At 56.8% G+C, this 19,838-nt stretch carries 16 protein-coding genes; 4 read left to right on the top strand and 12 right to left on the bottom strand.

What is annotated here, in order from left to right:
- Window positions 1-124: 124 nt before the first annotated feature.
- The 3 genes from ACTH3D_RS07740 to ACTH3D_RS07750 all read left to right on the top strand — a co-directional run bounded on the left by ACTH3D_RS07740 (window position 125) and on the right by ACTH3D_RS07750 (window position 2,941).
- On the top strand, window positions 125-1,837 hold the full coding sequence (locus ACTH3D_RS07740) for a SulP family inorganic anion transporter (protein ID WP_441666490.1): 1,713 nt from the start codon (window positions 125-127) through the stop codon (window positions 1,835-1,837).
- Window positions 1,838-1,970: 133 nt separating this feature from the next.
- Complete coding sequence (gene csiR / locus ACTH3D_RS07745) at window positions 1,971-2,657, top strand: DNA-binding transcriptional regulator CsiR (protein ID WP_441666491.1); 687 nt, start codon at window positions 1,971-1,973, stop codon at window positions 2,655-2,657.
- 74 nt (window positions 2,658-2,731) lie between these two features.
- Window positions 2,732-2,941 carry a hypothetical protein gene (locus ACTH3D_RS07750; protein WP_027966936.1) on the top strand — a complete coding sequence of 70 codons (210 nt, stop codon included), beginning with the start codon at window positions 2,732-2,734 and terminating at the stop codon, window positions 2,939-2,941.
- On the opposite strand, the gene ACTH3D_RS07755 is transcribed toward ACTH3D_RS07750, so the two are convergent.
- The 9 genes from ACTH3D_RS07755 to osmF all read right to left on the bottom strand — a co-directional run bounded on the left by ACTH3D_RS07755 (window position 2,885) and on the right by osmF (window position 14,398).
- A complete protein-coding gene (locus ACTH3D_RS07755; protein WP_441666492.1) occupies window positions 2,885-4,816 on the bottom strand; it encodes a protein kinase domain-containing protein in 1,932 nt (643 codons plus the stop codon). The two genes, ACTH3D_RS07750 and ACTH3D_RS07755, sit on opposite strands and share 57 nt — an antisense overlap.
- 9 nt (window positions 4,817-4,825) lie before the next feature.
- Entirely contained in the window at window positions 4,826-6,229 is a 1,404-nt protein-coding gene (locus tag ACTH3D_RS07760; protein ID WP_441666493.1) for a nicotinate phosphoribosyltransferase, read from the bottom strand.
- A 115-nt stretch (window positions 6,230-6,344) separates the two neighbouring features.
- Complete coding sequence (locus ACTH3D_RS07765) at window positions 6,345-8,006, bottom strand: dihydrolipoyllysine-residue acetyltransferase (protein ID WP_441666494.1); 1,662 nt, start codon at window positions 8,004-8,006, stop codon at window positions 6,345-6,347.
- Between the two features lie 27 nt (window positions 8,007-8,033).
- Window positions 8,034-9,011 (bottom strand): alpha-ketoacid dehydrogenase subunit beta, encoded by a 978-nt coding sequence (locus tag ACTH3D_RS07770; RefSeq protein WP_441666495.1) that lies wholly within the window; start codon window positions 9,009-9,011, stop codon window positions 8,034-8,036.
- 1 nt (window position 9,012) lies between these two features.
- Entirely contained in the window at window positions 9,013-10,230 is a 1,218-nt protein-coding gene (locus tag ACTH3D_RS07775; RefSeq protein ID WP_441666496.1) for a thiamine pyrophosphate-dependent dehydrogenase E1 component subunit alpha, read from the bottom strand.
- Between the two features lie 278 nt (window positions 10,231-10,508).
- On the bottom strand, window positions 10,509-11,249 hold the full coding sequence (locus ACTH3D_RS07780; protein WP_441666497.1) for an ABC transporter permease: 741 nt from the start codon (window positions 11,247-11,249) through the stop codon (window positions 10,509-10,511).
- Window positions 11,246-12,241, bottom strand: a complete 996-nt coding sequence (locus ACTH3D_RS07785; protein WP_441666498.1) for an ABC transporter ATP-binding protein — start codon at window positions 12,239-12,241, stop codon at window positions 11,246-11,248. The genes ACTH3D_RS07780 and ACTH3D_RS07785 overlap by 4 nt, the downstream gene beginning before the upstream one ends.
- Complete coding sequence (locus ACTH3D_RS07790) at window positions 12,238-13,431, bottom strand: ABC transporter permease (protein WP_441666499.1); 1,194 nt, start codon at window positions 13,429-13,431, stop codon at window positions 12,238-12,240. Before ACTH3D_RS07790 ends, ACTH3D_RS07785 begins: the two co-directional genes overlap by 4 nt.
- 31 nt (window positions 13,432-13,462) lie before the next feature.
- Complete coding sequence (osmF, locus tag ACTH3D_RS07795) at window positions 13,463-14,398, bottom strand: glycine betaine ABC transporter substrate-binding protein OsmF (RefSeq protein ID WP_441666502.1); 936 nt, start codon at window positions 14,396-14,398, stop codon at window positions 13,463-13,465.
- Window positions 14,399-14,602: 204 nt separating this feature from the next.
- On the opposite strand from osmF, the gene ACTH3D_RS07800 reads away from it, so the two are divergent.
- Window positions 14,603-15,604, top strand: a complete 1,002-nt coding sequence (locus ACTH3D_RS07800) for a DUF1853 family protein (RefSeq protein ID WP_441666500.1) — start codon at window positions 14,603-14,605, stop codon at window positions 15,602-15,604.
- Between the two features lie 93 nt (window positions 15,605-15,697).
- Here ACTH3D_RS07800 and ACTH3D_RS07805 read toward each other — a convergent pair whose 3' ends face one another.
- The 3 genes from ACTH3D_RS07805 to ACTH3D_RS07815 form a co-directional block, all read right to left on the bottom strand.
- Window positions 15,698-16,885 carry a glycosyltransferase gene (locus ACTH3D_RS07805; RefSeq protein WP_441666501.1) on the bottom strand — a complete coding sequence of 396 codons (1,188 nt, stop codon included), beginning with the start codon at window positions 16,883-16,885 and terminating at the stop codon, window positions 15,698-15,700.
- Window positions 16,885-18,255 (bottom strand): O-antigen ligase family protein, encoded by a 1,371-nt coding sequence (locus ACTH3D_RS07810; RefSeq protein ID WP_441666503.1) that lies wholly within the window; start codon window positions 18,253-18,255, stop codon window positions 16,885-16,887. The genes ACTH3D_RS07805 and ACTH3D_RS07810 overlap by 1 nt, the downstream gene beginning before the upstream one ends.
- A gap of 114 nt (window positions 18,256-18,369) precedes the next feature.
- Complete coding sequence (locus ACTH3D_RS07815; protein WP_441666504.1) at window positions 18,370-19,452, bottom strand: O-antigen ligase family protein; 1,083 nt, start codon at window positions 19,450-19,452, stop codon at window positions 18,370-18,372.
- Window positions 19,453-19,838: the final 386 nt, after the last annotated feature.

Below are 19,838 nucleotides of genomic sequence, written 5' to 3' on the forward strand. Positions count from 1 at the left end.
TACCATTCTGAGCGCTTCAGCCGCTTAGAACCGAATTGAGCAGCGGTTCCTTAAGTCATATCGAGTTGATAACAAGAACACTCTCGCTGATATTGGAGGCATACTCCTCATTACGAAGCAAACGATGCTTAAGCGATATTTACCCGCCCTACTGTGGCTGCCTCACTACAACCGCCGCCTACTAAGCAGCGACTTAATGGCCGGTGTGATTGTCACCCTGATGGTCATACCCCAGTCCATGGCCTATGCCATACTGGCCGGTCTGCCAGCGGTAGTCGGCCTGTATGCCAGCATACTTCCCGCTATTGTTTATGCGTTGCTTGGCACCAGCCGCACCCTGGCAATTGGCCCGGTGGCGATTATCGGCCTGATGACAGGCGCAGCACTATCCCGGGTGGCGGTGCCCGGCACTCAGGAATATCTGCAAGCAGCCTGGCACCTGTCACTACTGTCTGGTGGCATGCTGGTCATCATGGGCGCACTGAGAATGGGCTTTTTTGCCAACTTCCTGAGCCACCCAGTCATTGGCGGTTTTCTGTCGGCCTCGGGCCTGTTAATTGCCATCAGTCAGCTATCGCACTTGATCGGTGTTGATGCCAGCGGCTACACCGCCGTCTCGCTGTTAACCAGCCTGGCCCGCCACCTAGGCGACATCAATCTGCCCACAGTGACGCTGGGGCTGGGCACGCTGGCCTGGCTGATTGCTGTGCGCCGCTGGGGCCGACGCACCTTGATTCGACTGGGTCTGCCCCGCGGCCTGGTCACACTGACCCAGCGTTCTGGCCCGTTATTTGCCGTGATTCTGACCACCGTGCTCAGCGCTTGGCTTGGGCTACACGAGCACGGCGTGGCAGTGGTGGGGCACATTCCTGCCGGACTTCCCCCCCTCACCTTGCCGCTACCCGATGCGGCGCTATGGCGTGCGCTGTGGATGCCTGCTCTGCTGATCAGCGTGGTTGGCTTTGTCGAGTCAATTTCCATGGCCCAGTTGATGGCGGCGCGGCGCCGTGAGCGCATCGTGCCAAACCAAGAGCTGATCGGCTTGGGCGGTGCCAATCTGGCGGCAGCCTTCACCGCTGGCATGCCGGTATCTGGCGGCCTGTCACGCACGGTAATCAATGTCGATGCTGGCTCACGCACCCCCATGGCCGGCGCCTTTGCTGCCCTGGGCATTGGCATAATCACCCTGTGGCTGACGCCCTGGCTTTTCCATCTACCGGTGGCCACCCTGGCAGCCACCATCATCATGGCGGTACTCACCCTGGTCGATATTGCCCTGATGCGTCGTACCTTCCGTTACTCGCGCAGCGACTTCTCGGCCATGGCGGTAACCATGGTGATGACATTGGCAGAGGGCGTAGAAACCGGCCTGCTCTTCGGTGTGGCACTGTCGATCGCACTTTTTCTGTATCGCACAAGCCGCCCGCACAGCGCGCTAGTGGGGCGCATTCCCGGTAGCGAACACTTTCGCAACAGCGCACGCCACGAAACAGAAACCGACGACCATCTGGCGCTGCTACGTATCGATGAGAGCCTGTATTTTGCCAACGCACGCTACCTGGAAGACACCATTCAAGCGTTGGTGGCCAAGCGCCCCGGCATTGAACACGTGGTACTGATCTGCTCGGCGGTCAACCTGATCGATGCCTCGGCACTGGAAAGCCTGGACGCGATTAACCGTCGCCTTGCTGAAGCCCGAGTGACCCTTCACCTAGCTGAGGTTAAGGGCCCAGTCATGGACCGCCTCAAGAACAGTGATTTTCTAAAAACGCTCAACGGCCGCGTCTTCCTAAGCACCTATTCGGCGTGGAAAACATTGAAACGCAAAGCAAGATAGTCGACAAAACAGACAGACGAAGGCATTCTCATGGCCTACATGTCCGTTGAAAGGATTATCGACAATCTTTGCGATCAGCGAATATTGTCGATCAGAAACCTAATTACAAACACCTGGAATATAGCGTCAGCTCATGGAAACAGCACCGAAACAGAACCTTGCCATTAGCGCCTATAGTCGGCTCAAGCACGACATCATCCGCAGTGCCTTTGCGCCCGGTGAAAAGCTGCTGATGAGCAAGCTAAAGGAGCGCTACGACTTGGGCGTTGGCCCGCTTCGAGAGGCATTGTCGCATCTGGTTGCTGAGCGCCTGGTGGTGGCCATCAGCCAGCGTGGCTATCGCGTGGCGCCAATGTCGCGGCAAGAGCTACTTGACCTTTATGACGCCCGCACCCAATTGGAAGGCCTGATCCTGGAGCTGGCAATAGAGCGCGGCGACGACAGTTGGGAAGCCAGCATTCTGGCTACCGCCCACACCCTGGCCAAAGTCGTTGAAATCAACTCTACCGAGCAAGTACTGGATGTGTGGGATACCCGGCACAGCGAGTTTCATACGGCAATTGCCGCTGGCTGCAAGTCACCGCACTTAATGCAGGCGCGCGCCCAACTGTTCGACCAGGTCGAGCGCTATCGCCACCTATGGCTGAGAGAGACAGTTCTCTCTGAAAAAGCCTTGGCCCGCAAACGCAATGAGCATGCCGAGCTAGTCGATATCATTCTCAAACGAGACGCGATCAAAGCACGCGATATGATGCGGGCGCACTTGATGACGCCAGTGCCCATCATTATTGAAGTGATGGAGCGACAAGGTCTCGCCTGACACCTTTGTCGTCATCACCCTGTCACGTTATGCCATCATGCTAAGCGTGACACTACTCAAAGGAGATAGCATTCATGCCTAAGCTCACACGTCTTTCTCGGAGTCAGGAAATGCGTCTTGAACGCTTGATCGCTCACACAGGGCTGGAGCGCAGTGTGTTGATTGAGCAACTGGTTGCCAATGGCCTCAGCCAGCTGGAAACCGAACACTTTGGCGATGACATGATGTTATCGGGCGGCCGCACTATCGACCAGCTGCTGCGTGAAAGCGGCCTCGGTGCCTAGGCTAGCACCGCCTAGTGCCGTTTGCTGACCTTGGATATTTTCCTGGGCCAACTCCTTAGCCAGGACAGCACGCGGATCTCTGGGATAAAAACGCTCAGGCTGGCGAAGCATACGGCTGTAGAAGCGCACGTCTTTGTACGGCATCTTCATGAAACCTGATACGCCAAGCCCTTCAATCAAGCCCACCGCCGCCAGGATATCACCCAGACACTGGCGGAACTCCTCTTCCCGAGAAGGGTCCAGTAGCCGGTAATAGCTGTGTATCTTCATGTGCTCAGGCAGCACTTCGAAGATGATCATGCCAGTATGGTGGATCTCGTTCAGAGTTTTCAGGGTATCGATGATCGCCTCGGGCAGCGTAAGAAACTCTTCCGGGTCAGGCCCATCCTCAAAATAGCTGTGCAACCGGGTGTGATCCTCAAGCTCCGGCACCGAGCTGACTTCGTATTTCAGCGATCCGCTAGGCACAGGAAATGGCTGATCAGCCGACTCCCGCTCTACGTGCAACGTATCGCGTGCGTTAAACAAGCAACTCTTGAAAATACCTTGACGATGCACACCACGTGCCAGCGTGACCATGTTGTTGACCGCGGCCACAAAGGCCGGCTTCAACTCAGGGTCGTGCAGGATCAGCGAGGCGTCAATATGAACACCGTCAGCCTCCCAGTTCACCGCCAGCCCGCCGACCACAGGATACTTGCCCAGCCGACTGACTGAGGCCAGAAAAGCTTTCTCGGTTTCCCCCATGCCCTGCATGAAGTTCTTGTAATAGCGATCCAGCTGGACGTCATCAACGTGATCCAGGCTGTTGATATGCTCTTCCTCACGCAAAAACGCCTTGCGTGAGCTGTACACCACCGTATCAACGTCACGATCCAGCGCTCGACTCCACACCGGCACTAGTGGCTGCTCTTCTGGCACGGGCAAGTCGAGCATCACTAGCCGTGCCAGCCGCGGCATTTCACGCAAGTAGTAGTCACCAGCCTGGCGGCGTACGATCGGGTCGGCATCCAGCATGCCATCCAGCATGCGGGCAAATTCCATGGGCAGCCCCAGCGACGTCGCCGGAATCGCCTGATGACCAAACCGACAGGACTGACCGGACGCCAGCGCATACAGGGTACCGGCAGCACCCTGCTCGTCGAAGCGCGGCGATGACAGCGCACCGTTGAGTTGATCCTCGCCGATGAAGTACACATCACCCAGCCGCGCATTGGTCTGCTGCATGCTGTCTGACATCAGCTCCATGACGTTGGTCACCACAAACTGCTGGCTGGCATCGAGCTGGGCAAACACTGATGACCCCCAGTCGATGAGCGCGATGGACTCGTCGCGTTCATCGAACACCAGGTTCGACGGCTTGATATCACCGTGCACGACTGGCCGACCGGCGGAGCTTTTTTCACAGCGCAGTGCGACCAGAAGATCAGCCAGCTGAGCAGCAATACGTACTACCAGCCGTGGAGAAAGACGCCCGCGCAGCAGCGACACCTCTTCCAGGTTGATGCCCGGGGCCCGCTCCATGACCAGAATCGACTGGTTACGCACGCGCTGATACGCAATCAACCGAGGAATCCGCGGGTGCGCCACCTGCTCCAGCATGAAGGCCTCTTCTTCCAGGCGATCTTGAAGGTGCTGGGGTAAAGTGATGCGGCTAAACTTGAACACATAGGCCTCGTCCTGCTCGGTCAGGCCGGCAAACACGAAGCCATAGGCGCCCTTGCCGATCAGCCCAATATCACGATAGCCAAGCTGTGCTAGCTTGCTCTGACACAGCGCCACCCACTCCTTGAGCTTGCGCGCGTCATCCTGCCTGAGCAGATAGATCGACTGGTCTTCAGGAATGTAGAACTGCTGTAGAGCGGCCTGATTCATGATGGCTACCTACGCCTTGTGCGCCTTGATTAGCGCTTCCTGCGCCTGCTTCAGCGTCGTGCTCAGGCCGACTTTGTAACGGTGCGGATTATCGAACCGTTTGTATTCCTGTGGCAGTTTGGCAAAGCGCTGCTGACAATACTCGGCAATTTCGGTCAGTGGGCGTAACCTGATAGTGATGTCGCCGTTGGCCATGACCTCATGCAGCAGTGGCTCCTGATGAAGCTCACTAAGCGCCAGACGCTTGAACGGATCGGAAGGATGATGCATCACTTCAATCTCGGTTTCATCGCTCAGGCCGATGGCATCGGCGCCGATCCACTGGCCGTCAGCGGTGGTAAGTCGTGACACCTGTTTGGCATGGGGCAGTGTGACCTTTTCCAGACTTTCTGACAGCTTGATGCGCGGCTTGCCGTTGGAATAAACCAGTTTGTAAACGCCATCCAGCGCACCGTTAGGTTTACCAATCACCAGGCTGGTGCCCACACCATATACATCAATGGCAGCCCCTTGCTCCTGCAAGCTCTTAATGACGTGCTCATCCAGGGAGTTCGAAGCCGCAATCTGCACTTGCTCCAGCCCAGCCGCATCTAGCAGCTTTCTACTCTGGCGTGACAGATAAGCCAGGTCGCCGCTGTCCAAGCGAATGGCCTGCAGACGCTGGCCACGGGCCTGCATTTCCTTGGCCACAGTAATCGCATTGGGTACACCACTTCTGAGGGTGTCGTAGGTATCGACCAACAACACACAGCCCTCAGGACGATGCACGGCGAAATCACGAAACGCCTCCAGCTCATCGTCATAGCTTTGCACAAACGAGTGCGCCATGGTGCCGGCAACAGGAATATTGAAGTTCTTGCCAGCTACCACGTTGCTGGTCGCGTTCACACCACCCACAAAAGCAGCCCGACTCGCGTAATAGCCGCCTGTTGCCTGAGCCCGGCGCAGGCCGAAATCCAGCAGTGCCCGGTCACCTGCAATCCAGCGCATGCGGCATGCCTTGGTCGCAATCAGACTTTGAAAATTCAGCATATTGAGCAGCAAAGTCTCAATCAGCTGTGTTTCGATCAGGGTGCCCTCTACCCGCAACACAGGCTGATTCGGAAACACCACCTCGCCCTCAAGGACCGAGAAAATCCGCCCGCGAAAGCGGAAGGTTTTCAGGTAGGCGAGAAAGTCTTCGGGGAAATTCTGGGTGGCCAGGTAAGCCAGATCATCAGCGCTAAAGTGCAGTGACTCAATGGTTTGCAGCAGGTCTTCTAGGCCGGCAAAAATCGTGTAGCCACCACCAAAGGGATTACTGCGGAAATAGTAATCGAACACCGCATCCTGTAAATGGGAGTCGCTCTTAAAGTATGCCTGCGCCATGCTGAGCTGGTACAGGTCGGTATAGGTTGCAGTGAAACTGAACATCTGAGCCCCTGTTTATCAATGGCGCTTGCCGGCATCCTGCCGGCACCAAATTTTTCACACGCGCATACCTTGGCACAGCCCATACCTCACCGCTACCCGCTCAGCACCACCGCCTTCAGCCCAGATGCAGCAGCATGGTCTCCGGCGACTCCAGATAGCTCTTCCATAGATTGCAGAAGCGCGCGATGGTACCACCATCAATCAGCCGGTGATCGCCGGCCCAGGTCACCGTCATGATCGCGCGCCGACAGACGTCGCCGGCATCATCAAAGCGCGGCAGCCACTGGGTCTTACCGATAGCCACGATGGCCACCTCAGGGGCATTGATGATCGGCGCAGCATAGGTACCACCCAAAGCACCGATATTAGAGATAGTAATGGTGCCGTCCTTGAGGTCGGACTGGGCAACCCGTCCGTCCCGCGCCCCTTCGGTTAACCGCTGAGTCTCCCGGGCGATATCCAGCAAACTGAGCTGTTCGATACCCTTGACGTTAGGCACCATCAACCCCGCCTTGCCGTCCACCGCCATGCCGATATTGCACGAGGGCAGATAGCGGATCTCATCACCAGCCTCACTGAGCTGACTATTGAGAATCGGGTACTCGGCGACCGCCAACGCCATGGCCTTCATGAAGAACGGCATCAGCGTCAGCCGGGCGTCCAGTGCTTCGGCACGCGGCTTGAGCCGCTCGCGCAGGGCCACAAGCTCGGTGACATCGACCTCCTCACCGTACTGGAAGTGCGGAATCGTGCTGGCCGAGGCCACCATGCGCTTGGCCATGGCCGCACGCATGCCACGCATCGGCTCTATGCGCACCTCTGCTTGCATGACACCTGTACTGCGCTTTTCTTCACTGCCCGGTTGAGCGCTTGCAGATGCAGCTTCCGTGGCAGCGGCCGGCGACGTCTGGCCGGACGCCAGCCAAGCCGTAATATCTTCCTTGAGCACCCGGCCATCCTTGCCCGAGCCTGGTACCTGGGCCAGCTCAAGATCATGCTCACGTAGTAGTCGGCGCACCGCCGGACTGGCTGGAATACGGCCATGGGAGCCCTGCCCTTGTCTGGTGAAACCCGCCGCCGGCCGTTGCGTCTCACGATTTTCTGGTGTGGCGCGCCCCGCACTCCCCATTTCTTCAGCTGTGTCATCAGCACCTGAATCATCGTCAGGCAAATAGGCGTACAGCGGCGCATGCACCTTGGCGATCTCGCCTTTGGCCACGTGCAGCTTACTAATGCGACCCGCCTCGGGCGCGGTAATTTCCACCAACGCCTTGTCGGTCATTACATCGACAACCGGCTGGTCTTCGGCGATGGCCTCGCCCTCACTGACCCGCCACTCGACTACCTCACATTCGACGATCCCCTCACCGATATCCGGCAGAATAAAGTCGCGCGGCTTGGCGGCAGCTTTGTTCGTCGTCTGAGCTGGTGTCGATGTTGCCCCCGGAGCCTTCTCTGGAGCTGCTTCTTCAGGCGGCGTATCTTTCAGCGACTTATCTGCGGACGAGCTGGAAGACGAAGACGCTGTATCTGTCTCACCTGACTCCGACTCATAGGCAAACAGCGGCGCATGCACCTTGGCGATCTCGCCATTGGCCACAAACAGCTTGGTTACCCGACCCGCTTTCGGCGCGGTGATCTCAACCAGCGCCTTATCGGTCATCACCTCGACCACCGGCTGGTCCTCGGCGATAAAATCACCCTCACTGACCTTCCACTCAACAACCTCACATTCCACGATACCTTCGCCGATATCGGGCAGTTTGAATTCACTCATGGCGCCTCTCCTGTCCTGATACCGAGCTTAAAAGTTCATACTGTCGCGAATCGCCTCGAACACTTTGAGGTGATCGGGAATGTATTCCTTCTCCAGCGTCAGCGGGAACGGCGTATCCAGCCCCGTCACGCGCCGAATTGGCGACTCAAGATACAGGAAACAGCGCTCTTGAATGACCGCGGCAATCTCGCCGGCAAAGCCTCCAGTACGCGGTGCTTCGTGGGTCACCACCAGGCGCCCCGTCTTGAGCACCGACTCAGCTACCGTCGCTTCATCCCAGGGCAGGATACTGCGCAGATCAATCACCTCACAGGAAATGCCTTCCTTCTCGGCAAGCTCTACCGCCTTGCCAATCACTTCCATCTGGGCACCCCAGCCAACCACCGTGATATCGCTCCCTTCACTGATCACCTCGGCTTCACCCAGCGGCAGCTGGTAGTCCTCCTCAGGCACCTCACCAGTAGACGCCCGGTAAAGACGTTTGGGCTCGAGAAACAGCACCGGGTCCGGATCGCGGATAGCGGCTAGCAGCAGCCCTTTGGCCTGGTACGGGTTGCGCGGCACCACCACCTTGAGCCCCGGCGTGTGGGCAAAGTACGCCTCTGGGGACTGGGAGTGATAAAGCCCACCAGAAATTCCGCCGCCGTAAGGCGTGCGAATGGTCAGGCCACCGACGTTAAACAAATCACCGGAGCGATAGCGAAACTTGGCCGTCTCATTAACGATCTGATCAAACGCAGGGAAGATATAGTCGGCAAACTGGATCTCGGCCACCGGCACCGAGCCCTGTGCTGCTAGGCCATTGGCAAAGCCAATGATGCCCTGCTCCACCAGTGGCGTATTGAAGCAGCGCGCCCGACCGTATTTTTCCTGCAGGTGGCTGGTAGCACGGAATACGCCGCCAAAGCTTCCCACGTCTTCACCGAAACACAGCACCTTGTCGTCTTCGGCCATGGCGATGTCCAGCGCCTGATTGATCGCCTGCAGCATGTTAAGAGTCGGCATGTCAGATGCCTCCCTGAGAGTCATCGCGGGTAGCATCGTCGCCGAGACCCAACAAGCGTGCGCCCTTGGGGTAGGCATCGGGGTAGCGGCGAATATGGGCAGTGAGCTCCTCCAGCTGGCCTTGTAAGGCCGGCGTGACCTCGGCATACACATCAGTCACCAGGCTTTCCAGCGGCGGCGGCGGACGCTTCTCGGCACGCTTCAGGGTCTCGAGCACTTCGCGACGCAACGATTCCTGCAGTGACTTTTCCTCATCATCACTCCACCAGCCCTGGGCAGTCAGCCAGGTGCGGAAACGCAGCACAGGGTCTTTCTCGCGCCAGATTTCTTCTTCCTTCTTCGAGCGATAGCCCGATGGATCATCCGACGATGAGTGGGCGGCAAGACGATAGGTCATGGCCTCGATAAGCACCGGCTTGTTCTGTTCTACCGCAATACGACGAGCATCCTGGGTGGCGCGATAAACCGCCAGCAGATCATTGCCGTCAACCCGGATCACATGCATGCCGTAGCCAAAGGCCCGCGGCGCAATGCCATCACCGGCGTATTGCTCCGACGACGGCGTGGAAATGGCGTAGCCATTATTACGGCAGAAAAAGATCACTGGCGCTTCGTGTACTGCCGCCATGTTTAATCCGGCGTGAAAGTCACCCTCCGATGCTGCGCCCTCACCAAAAAACACCAGAGTACAGAGGCCATCGCCGGCCAGTTTCTGGCCATAGGCGTAACCCGCCGCCTGAGGAATTTGGGTCGCGAGTGGCGAGGAAATCGTCATGTAGTGCAGCTTGCGCGAACCGTAGTGAATCGGCATCTGCCGGCCCTTGCCGTAGTCCAGATCGTTGCCAAACAGCTGATTCATGAACTCATCAATGCTGAAACCGCGATACAACAGAGCGCCTTGCTCGCGATACTGCGCCATGATCATGTCGGCATCATCGAGGGCTGCCGCTGCGCCAATCACTGCGGCTTCTTCGCCGGTGCACTGCATATAGAACGACAGCCGCCCCTGTCGCTGAGCGGACATCATTCGCTCGTCCAGCACCCGCGTGCCAATCATCGCCTGATAGATTCGTCGCGCTTTATCGCGATCAAGGTTTGGCCCTTCGGCGCCCTCAATCTGACTGCCATCTTGGGACAGCACCCGGTAGGTAGGAATTTTGACTTCATGGCCAGACAGAAAGTCCGGCGTGTGAATCTCATGCGCTGTGGTCATCGTCATGATCCTTGTCCCTTGTGAGGACAGTGTTGTCTGTTTTGTTCGGGATCGCCAGGGGATTGCCCCGGCGCCCATCAACGCCTCAACCTGACGTTAACGTAAACTGCAGCGATTGACCACAGAAAACAAACACACTTTTTCATATTTGGTTATTGCTGGCGGAACAAAAAAGGTGCCTCAACAGCACCTTTTGCAATGAACCGAATGACAGAAAACATCTGCGTTCAGATCACCGTTATGCAGGCTTGGCGAAGCGATCAGTTCTATCGGGTCGGAGGGGGCTAGCCCTGCGCGATGCCACTTCGCGCTGACTGCAACCAGGCAAACAGGCTATCGACACAGAGGGCCAACAACGCGATCAGTAGTGCGCCCTGCAGCACATGGGCGGTATTGCCGTTGACGATGCCGGAGATGATCGGGTCGCCAAGATTGCTGGCGCCCATGGTGGCGCCGATGGCGGCGGTGGCAATGTTGATGGTGATCGAGGTGCGAATACCAGCAACGATGACTGGAGCAGCCAGCGGCACCTCAACCAGCCACAACCGCTGGTAAGGTCGCATGCCCATGCCTCTGGCAGCTTCCCGGACCTCGGCCGATACGCCCTGCAGGCCAGCCAGTGTATTACGCACGATCGGCAGCAACCCATACAGCAGCAGTGCCACAATCACCGGCAAGGTACCAAAACCCAACACCGGAACCGCCAGCGCCAACACTGCCACAGGCGGAAAGGTCTGGCCGATAGCGGCAACCTGAGCCACCAGCGGCAGAAAGTCTTTCCCCCATTGGCGGGTGACAGCAATTGCCGCGCCAACACCGATGACAATCGACAACACTCCCGCCACGCTGACCACCAGCAGGTGGTTGCCAAGCAGGCTGAGAAAATCAGCACGCGCGTAAATCACAGTGCGGCTGTCTGGCTCGATCCAGCGAAACACCGGCTCGAGCTGATCCATGGCAACACAGGCGCCCAGCAACAGACACAGCCACACCAGTGGCACCACCAACCCACGCAATCGGCTCAAGGTTGCGCCCCCCCGGGCGCACCCACCGGTGCCCGCGCAGTGACTATATCGGCCAGCTTCAGGCCACCCAGGATGTGAGCGGGGTCTGCTGGCATTACGGTATTTTTGCTGACACCATCTACAACATTCAGGTGGTCCACGCGGTGCCACAGCATCAGCGAAAGCGCTTCCCTGAGACTCTTGGTGGCTTCAATGACCGGGGCATCTGATGTCACTGCAGCCGGACGCATGCGCTGAGAAACGGGCGTCAGAGCCGCCTCCTTCAGGCCGCGACTGTTACCTCCCAGCAGCGACTCCACAAAATCATCGGCTGGCTCACGCAGCAGCTCAATAGGGCTGCCCTGCTGGCGCACCCGGCCCTCGTGCATGACCACCAACCGGTCGGCCAGACGCAGAGCCTCGTCCATATCATGGGTGACAAACACAATCGTCTTGTTGAGCCGGTGGTGCAGTGACAACAGCTCATCCTGTAGACCATCCCGGGTCAGCGGATCCAGTGCGCCAAAAGGCTCATCCATCAGCAGAATGTCCGGATCAGCCGCCAGCGCTCTGGCAACGCCAATACGCTGGGCCTGACCACCAGAAAGCTGGCGCGGATACTTACCAGAAAAGCGCTCCGTGCTCATGCCTAGCAGCGCCATCAGTTCATCAACCCTTGCAGCAATTCGCTCTGGCTTCCAGCCCAGCAGCCGCGGCACCAGGCCGATATTGCGCGCCACCGTCCAGTGGGGAAACAAGCCGATATTCTGGATCACGTAGCCAATGCGCCGACGCAGCACTTCTTCGCGAAAGCCACGAATCGGCTGGCCATCAATATGTATCTCACCGGCACTGTGCTCAATCAGCCGGTTGATCATGCGCAGCGTGGTGGACTTGCCACAGCCAGAGGTGCCCACCAGCACACAGAACTCGCCTTTGTTGATGGTCAGATTCAGATCACGAACGGCCCAAACATCGCCAAACTGGCGGCCGATATTTATCAATTCAATCATGTGGCGCCTCCCGGTTGTAGCCATTCGCCCAGTGCACCAAGCAGAGCGTCAGCCAGCAGCGCCATGATCAAAATTGGCAAGGCACCCAGCAGCACCAGGTCCATAGCCGCCTGACCCAGGCCCTGAAATATGAAGCGCCCCAGCCCACCGGCACCGATTAGTGCAGCGACGGCAGTCAGACCAATAGCCTGCACCGTCGTAATGCGTACGCCTTCCAACAGCACCGGCAGCGCCAGGGGTAAGCGCACCTGGCGGAAGACCTGTCCCGACGTCATGCCCATGCCTCTGGCCGCATCAATCACGCCGGGATCGACATCATCCAACGCCACGAAGGTATTACGCACCAGCGGCAGCAGGCTGTAACCAATCAGCGCCAACAGCGCCGGTGCCCAACCAATGCCGCTAACGCCAAGTGCAGCTAGCCAGGGCAGCTTGGCAGCCAGCCACGCCAAAGGCGCGATCAGTAACCCGAACAGCGCCAGACTGGGAATGGTTTGCAGGAAATTGAGCAGAGTGAACCCTGGCCCTCTGAGTCGAGGCCAGTGGCGCATGATCAACGCCAAGGTGACACCAATCACCAGACCACAGCCTACCGCAGTACCTACCAACAACAGGTGCTCGCCAACAGCAGCATAAAACGCATCGCTGCGTGTCACGAACTCACGCCGCAACGCTAAGCTATCGAGCCAGGGCGTCGCTGTCAGCACCAGCCCCAGGCTAACCAGTGGGATCAGCAGCAACAGACCACCCAACCAACGCGACAACCCCAGCCGGGTACGCACTTCAATCAGACTTAACAGCAGCAGAAACAGCACAGCCCACACACCTGAACCGATACCCAACCGTGCGCCGGGCAGATCCGGACTCACCAGGTGATGCGCTGCAAGCGCCAGCCACAACGGCAACGCTGCCAACATTAACACCACCAGCAACGCAACCCATTTCAGCTGACGCGCCGAGCTCTTCAGTGCCAGCCAAACGACGATACACACCGGCAACAAACTGATTACCAACCCTGGCCAACCGGCCACACCCAGCACATTATAGGTATTGCCGGGCACGATCCGATTCGGTGCCACGCTGACCGATGTCAACATCAACCAGGCCAGCGCTGCGGCAACCATCAGGAAAATCAGCACTGGATTGGTCATTGAAAGGGTCGTGGAGTTGGCCTTTGTCGTGCCCGCCATCGACTGCTCCTTACCTTGTCAGACGTTCCACTCAGTTATCCAGCGTACTGAGAAAGTCCGCGGCTACCCTGGCCGGGTCCAGACCATTCACCGCCACGTCGCCATTCAGGCGCTGCAAGGTGTCACGATCCAGCGCCTCAAACAGCGGTGCCAGCAGCGCTTCAATCTCGGGGTTCTCTTCCAGTGCGCTCTGACGCACTACCGGCGCCGGCTGATAGACCGGCTGCACACCAAGGTTGTCATCCAGCACTTGCAGGTCGAGCGCCTGCAAGCCACCGTCGGTGCCGTAGGTCATGGCGGCATTGACGCCATCCGTCTGAAGTGCGGCGGCGCGCATGGTCGCAGCCGTGTTTCCACCCGACAGCACCAGCAACTGGTCCTGGCTCAGCTCAAAGTCATAGGCTTCCTGAAACGACGGCAGCGCCTGAGGCGACTCAACGAACTCAGCGCTGGCCGCCAGCTTGAGCTTGCCACCCGCCTGCAGATAATCCGCCAGGTCTTCAAGACTTGTGAGGTCGTTGTCACGCGCCAGATCGCCGCGCACGCTGATGGCCCAGGTATTGTTGGCCGGCGCAGGTGTCAGCCACACTAGCTGATTGGCTTCAAGGTCCTTGTCACGCACCGCTTCATAGGCGCTATCGGCTTTCTGCCAGACAGGACTGTCGGTCATATCAAAGAAAAACGCGCCGTTGCCTGTGTACTCGGGGTAGATATCAATTTCACCAGACACCAACGCCTGGCGCACGATGTTAGTCACCCCTAGCTGCAGGCGATCCTTGACGTCTACGCCGCCGTTTTTAAGTTGCTGTAATACCAACTCACCCAGCACTGAGCCCTCGGTATCTATCTTTGAGCCAATCACTACCGGGCCTGCAGCATGAGCAGTAGCCAGGACCAACAGGCTTCCAGCGGCAAAGGTTGTGGTGACATGGCGTAACACAACTGGTTTTAAGGACGGCAGTTTCATGGACAGCACCTTCATGGATAGCACCTTCATGGATAGCGACTTGGGAGTGAGTTCCAAAGGCATGTTAGCAACGATGCTTCTAGCAACAGGGTTCCTGACTACGCCAATGATTAATTAATTGGTATGGTGACGAGTTAACAGCCGTCGTTCCACTATTGTTTTCACTATTCCGGCCTAGCCGTCAACTCTACGTCTTTGAAAATCATGTCCCAGCTTCACACGTCGCACTCGTTTGATCACTGCTTCGATCATTGGCAGCACCCACAGGTGCGCGACCTAGCGTGGCTGCTTGAAGCGCCCGACCTGCTGCACCTGGAGGATGTCAGACGCCCCAGCCTCACTGAGTTGGGCCTGACCGAACGACAGGCCAGGCAGCGCTTTATAGCCCTGCTGGAAAACAGCCCAGAGCAGCTCGCATCAGCATTTGGCGACGTCAGCAAACAACCGCTGGGGCTCTACCACGAAAAGCTCTGGCAGCTGCTGCTATCGTCAGCGCCGGGCACCCGATTACTGGCAAACAACCTGCCCATCATTGACAACAGACGCACTCTGGGTGAGCTGGACCTGATTTACAGCTGCCGCGAGTCGGGCCTGCCGATCCACCTTGAGGTAACTGCCAAGTATTACCTGGGCCTTTCCAATGGCCCTGGCGCTGCGGACGATCACGCACGCTGGATTGGCCCCGACTGCAAGGACAGCCTGGCAATTAAGAGCTCTCACCTTCAACAGCATCAGCTTCCCATCACCCACACCACCCAGGCGCGGGATGCGCTAGCCAGGCATTTGGGTATTTGCCCACCAGGGCAAGTATCGCAACGCCTGGCCATGCCGGGCGTGTTGTTTTATCCGCTGACAGGCAATCTTCCAGCACCACGCCACACCAACCCCCAGCATCTGAAAGGACGATGGCTGCATTGGTGCAACTGGGAGGAGTTCATTGAGCGCTTCCCAGCCGGCATGCGCGGCGCCAGGCTAAATAAACCTTACTGGCTCGCACCGCCTCCACAGCACAACCTGGCTCCTCTGGCACAACTCAAACACCAGCTGAGCAGCCACTTCAGTGTCGACACCACACCTGTGCAGCTTGCACTTCGCTACCCCGACGGCTACCCCGGCGGCATACCTCATAACTGGCTACGTGTATTTATCGTCAACGACACTTGGCCACAACAAATCCCTCTGCCACCACAGAGCAAGGGGGTATAACGCATTGTGGAAAGCCGAGCTGTTGGCTGACGCAGGCCGGCATTTATCGCTCCATTAAAGAAAAGCAAAAAGCTTGCGTGACTGCTAGCTTGCCTAAGACGCCAAAAACGCCTCAGCCACCCGCTCCGGCAAGAAGTCATCCAGCCAGGCGTCACGTATCGGCGGCTTGTCACCGACCACATGCTGGCGCAGCCCTTCTGCTAGCGCTTCTTCAGAACGCTCGACAATATTGTCTTCAAGCTCGCCCTTTAATATGTCACGTATACCGCCAGGGCAATCCACACTGAGCACTGGCGTACCACAGGCCAACGCCTCAAACAGCACAATGCCCATACCTTCAAAGCGCGATGTCAAAACGAACAACCGCGCGTGATGCATCCATGGATAAGGGTTGTCTTGCTGGCCTGCAAATACCACTCTCTCGGCGACACCCAGCTCGTCGGCTAAATGCTGCAAGCGTTGGCGTTCCTGACCATCCCCTACCAATACCAATGACAGCATCACACCGCTTCGCGCATAAGCTCGCAGCAACAGCGCATGATCCTTGGCCGGTACCAACCGCCCCACGCTAATCAGGTAAGGTTCTTCAGGAATCGCCGGCTGGTGTTCAAGCATCCGTTGGCGAATACTCTGCAACGGGCATGGGTTGGTTATCACCTGCAACGATGTGGGTTGAAAATGCCAAACCTGCATAGCTTCGCGCAGGCTATCAGCCACCCCGGACGACACCGTTATAAGCGCCCTCTTATGTAACAGGCAACGCCCAAACAGCTTGCGCCCCAGCAACCAGAACCGATATTTCAAACTGCTGGTGGATAGGCTTTGTTCATTAATCTTCCCTTTGGCCTGCATGACGTTTTCCAGCACATAACGTGCCCGGTTATCACGGAACGACCACAACTGTTCAAAGGTACCCACACCACGAAACACTAGCCGATCGACCTTGCCATGCTTACGCTCAAAGAGTTTAAGCCACAGCCAGAACACCGCACCACCCATAATACCAGTGCCCAGATACACCGAGCGCTGGAGTAGCGGATTCAGTATCAGCCTAGCGAACAGCTCAAACACCAAGCCAAGCCCGGTAAAACGTGTCCAGCGGTTCAGCGGCAGAAGGTGCTGGGTAACTGCCGAGTGCTCCGGACTCAGAGGATTCTCCACACTACGTAGACTGAGCAGGTGACTGTCGTGGCCCCCTTCAGCAAACGCGTCGGCTAGGTTAACCGCCACCCGCTCCATACCGCCCATTTTGAGCGAGCGAACCACGACCAGAGTGCGCATTAGGAGGTCTCCTTCCCAGCAGCGAGCTCTTGCTCCTGTTCCGCTACCTGCTCAAGCTGCCAGCGCCAAATATGTGTGACCAGACCTCCAACCACCAAGTTATGAATATACACCCCCGTCCAGAAGCTGTTATAGGACTCAAATTGATTGACCACTATCCAATAAATAAAAAAGGCTGCTCCAAACAACGCCAGGTCGCCTGGCAGCACACCGGCCCGCCAACTACGCCAACACCCATGACCAATCCACAGGGCTAGCGCGAAGATGACCGCCAAGCCTAACAAGCCATAAGCCACCCAGATTTCCAGGAAAAAATTGTGCAAATGCCCAAAGTTCTCTTTGACAAATTCGGGCAGCCACTCAGTGTGCTCGATCACCAAGCTACGCCCTTTCCCCCCCCAGCCTACGAGCGGACGCTCAGATACCCACTCAGCTGCCGCTCGCCACGTATTAATGCGAATACCAATACTGGTATAAGGGACGTCTTCAAACTCGCCATTTGCCAATGCTTCAATCACTTCACTTTCATTGAAAATACGGCTGGTCAGCGGCTCATGTAGCGTAGTAATTGCTGTACCCGCCAATATCAACGAGGCCAAGCTGGCTACTGCAAAAATACGCAGCGAGATGCCCCCTTTCTGCCACCATTGATAAATCAGCCAGACCATCAGCGCCAATGGAAGCGTAAGAGAAAGAGCCAACCAGACGGCTCTCGTCTGACCAATCAAAACAGCGATTAATGAGATAAGAGTTAAACACAGCCAACCTAAACGTCGTATCCAGCGCCACCGGCCATGTTGCATAATGCGAGGAGCCAGGACCACTAGCCCCAGTAACACAACACCATACATCATCGAACCATGCTGGTTATTGCGGATACCAAAACCTACGCGCTGGCCGGCCAAGCCGTCCCACCACTCCTGCAAGCCACCATGAACCAGCGTCGCTGCCACATAGGTGATAGCCGCCAACCCCCACAGCCACACTGTATTTCGCGTACTTCCCCCCAGCCACCAAGCCACCGCGATAAAAATGAACAGCTTGGCGAGACGGTCTAACTGAGGGTTGCTTTCCACCCAGTCGGGATGATCCTGATAACCAAACCACCACGACAGGCTTTGTACCATCAGTGCCGCTAACAGCAGCCATAAAGGGCCACTTGAACGAAGCTTATGGCCATAGACGAGGACCGCTACCAGCCCAAGCAGCGCGCTCAGTGTCTCAGCAGTGCTACCCAGAGTAGGCCACAGTATTCGCAGGCCAGCATACAAAAGCAGTGTCGCAACACCAAAAAGCCATAACGCATCTGGACAGCGCCACGCTGCCGGACGCTGCCAAATTCCTGAAAACGAAAAATTAGATAGACTCACGTCCAAGCAAACTCCTGTCCGACTTGCAGCAGCGCGCTACACAACAACAGCCAAATGATATTGGGATAGCGCGGAGTATTGTCTGATGCGTTTCGACTACGCACCCCACATCATTCATCGCTGACACTGCCAGCGCCAAACATGGGTTACCAATCCACCAACCACCAGGTTATGTATATAAACACCAGTCCAGAAACTGTTGTAGGACTCGAATTGATTGACCACCAACCAATAAACAAAAAATGACGCTCCAAACAACGCCAGATCTCCTGGCAATACACCCGCCCGCCAACTGCGCCAACAGCCTTGTCCAACCCAAATAGCCAGAGCAAGTATTAGCCCTACCCCCAATAAACCATAAGCCACCCATATTTCCAGAAAGAAATTATGCAAGTGGCCAAAGTTCTCTTTCACATCATCCGGCAACCACTCTGTATGCTTTATGGCCAAACTTCGCCCCTGGCCACCCCAGCCCACTAGAGGCCTCTCGGCTATCCATTCAGCACCGGCACGCCAGGTATTTATGCGAATTCCGATGCTGGTATAGGGGATGCTATCAAACTGCCCACTGACAACCTGCTCAATCACCTCACTCTCAGCGCTTAAACGCTGAGTTAAAGGCTTACCAAGCACCGCTATAGCTAAGCCAAACACCAACACAGCTATTAGACTGACAGCGCCGAGAGCCTGTGGCGCTATACCACCAATTTTTACCCAGTGGTAAACAAACCAGACAATCAAAACAAGTGGCATAGCCAAAGCTAACCCAAGCCACACAGCTCGCGTCTGGCCAACCAACACGCCAACCAAAGAAAGTGCCAAGACAAATAACCAAGCGCCGCCACGCAACAAGCGCCACTTACCATCACGCAACAAACGCGGCGCCAAAATTACCATTGCCATCAGAATCACGCCAAACATCATCGAACTGTGTTGGGCGTTGCGAATGCCAAAATCCACCCGCGCGCCCTTAAGCCCTAATAACCAGTCCTGATAAGCACCGTCCATGAACAAAGTTGCAGCAAGGTAGCCAAGCGCGGCTACCCCCCATAACAACAAGGTATTGGACGTATGCCCGCCCAACCACCAAGCAACTGCGACAAATATAAACAGCTTCGCAAGACGGTCTACCTGGGGGTTATCAGCAACCCATTCTGGATGGTGCTGATAGCCCAGCCACCAAGACAAGCATTGCACCAACAACGCAACTACCAACAACCAAAGTGGTGCACTTGAACGCAGTCCACTACCGTAGATCAATATAGCTACAAGACCGAGCAATCCTGTTACGCTTTCAGCACTGCTACCTACAGATGGCCAGAGCACACGACATGTCGCATAAAGTAGCAGTGTTGCTACACCACTTACCCATAGCGGACTTGGACAAAACCAAGCATCTGAGCGTTGCCAAATCGTATTAATTAATTTTCTAGGAAATATCACGACTCAGCACATCTCCATCATAAGTGATAATAAAATAACGACAGAGTTAACCGGAAAATAAAACTGTCATCGTGACTGCTCCCCACCCTAAGCGCTGACGCGCCACGGGCGAGGCTTCCCACTTCTCAGGCAGCTGCCGG

The organism is Halomonas sp., assembly GCF_052095765.1.
GTDB lineage: Bacteria > Pseudomonadota > Gammaproteobacteria > Pseudomonadales > Halomonadaceae > Halomonas.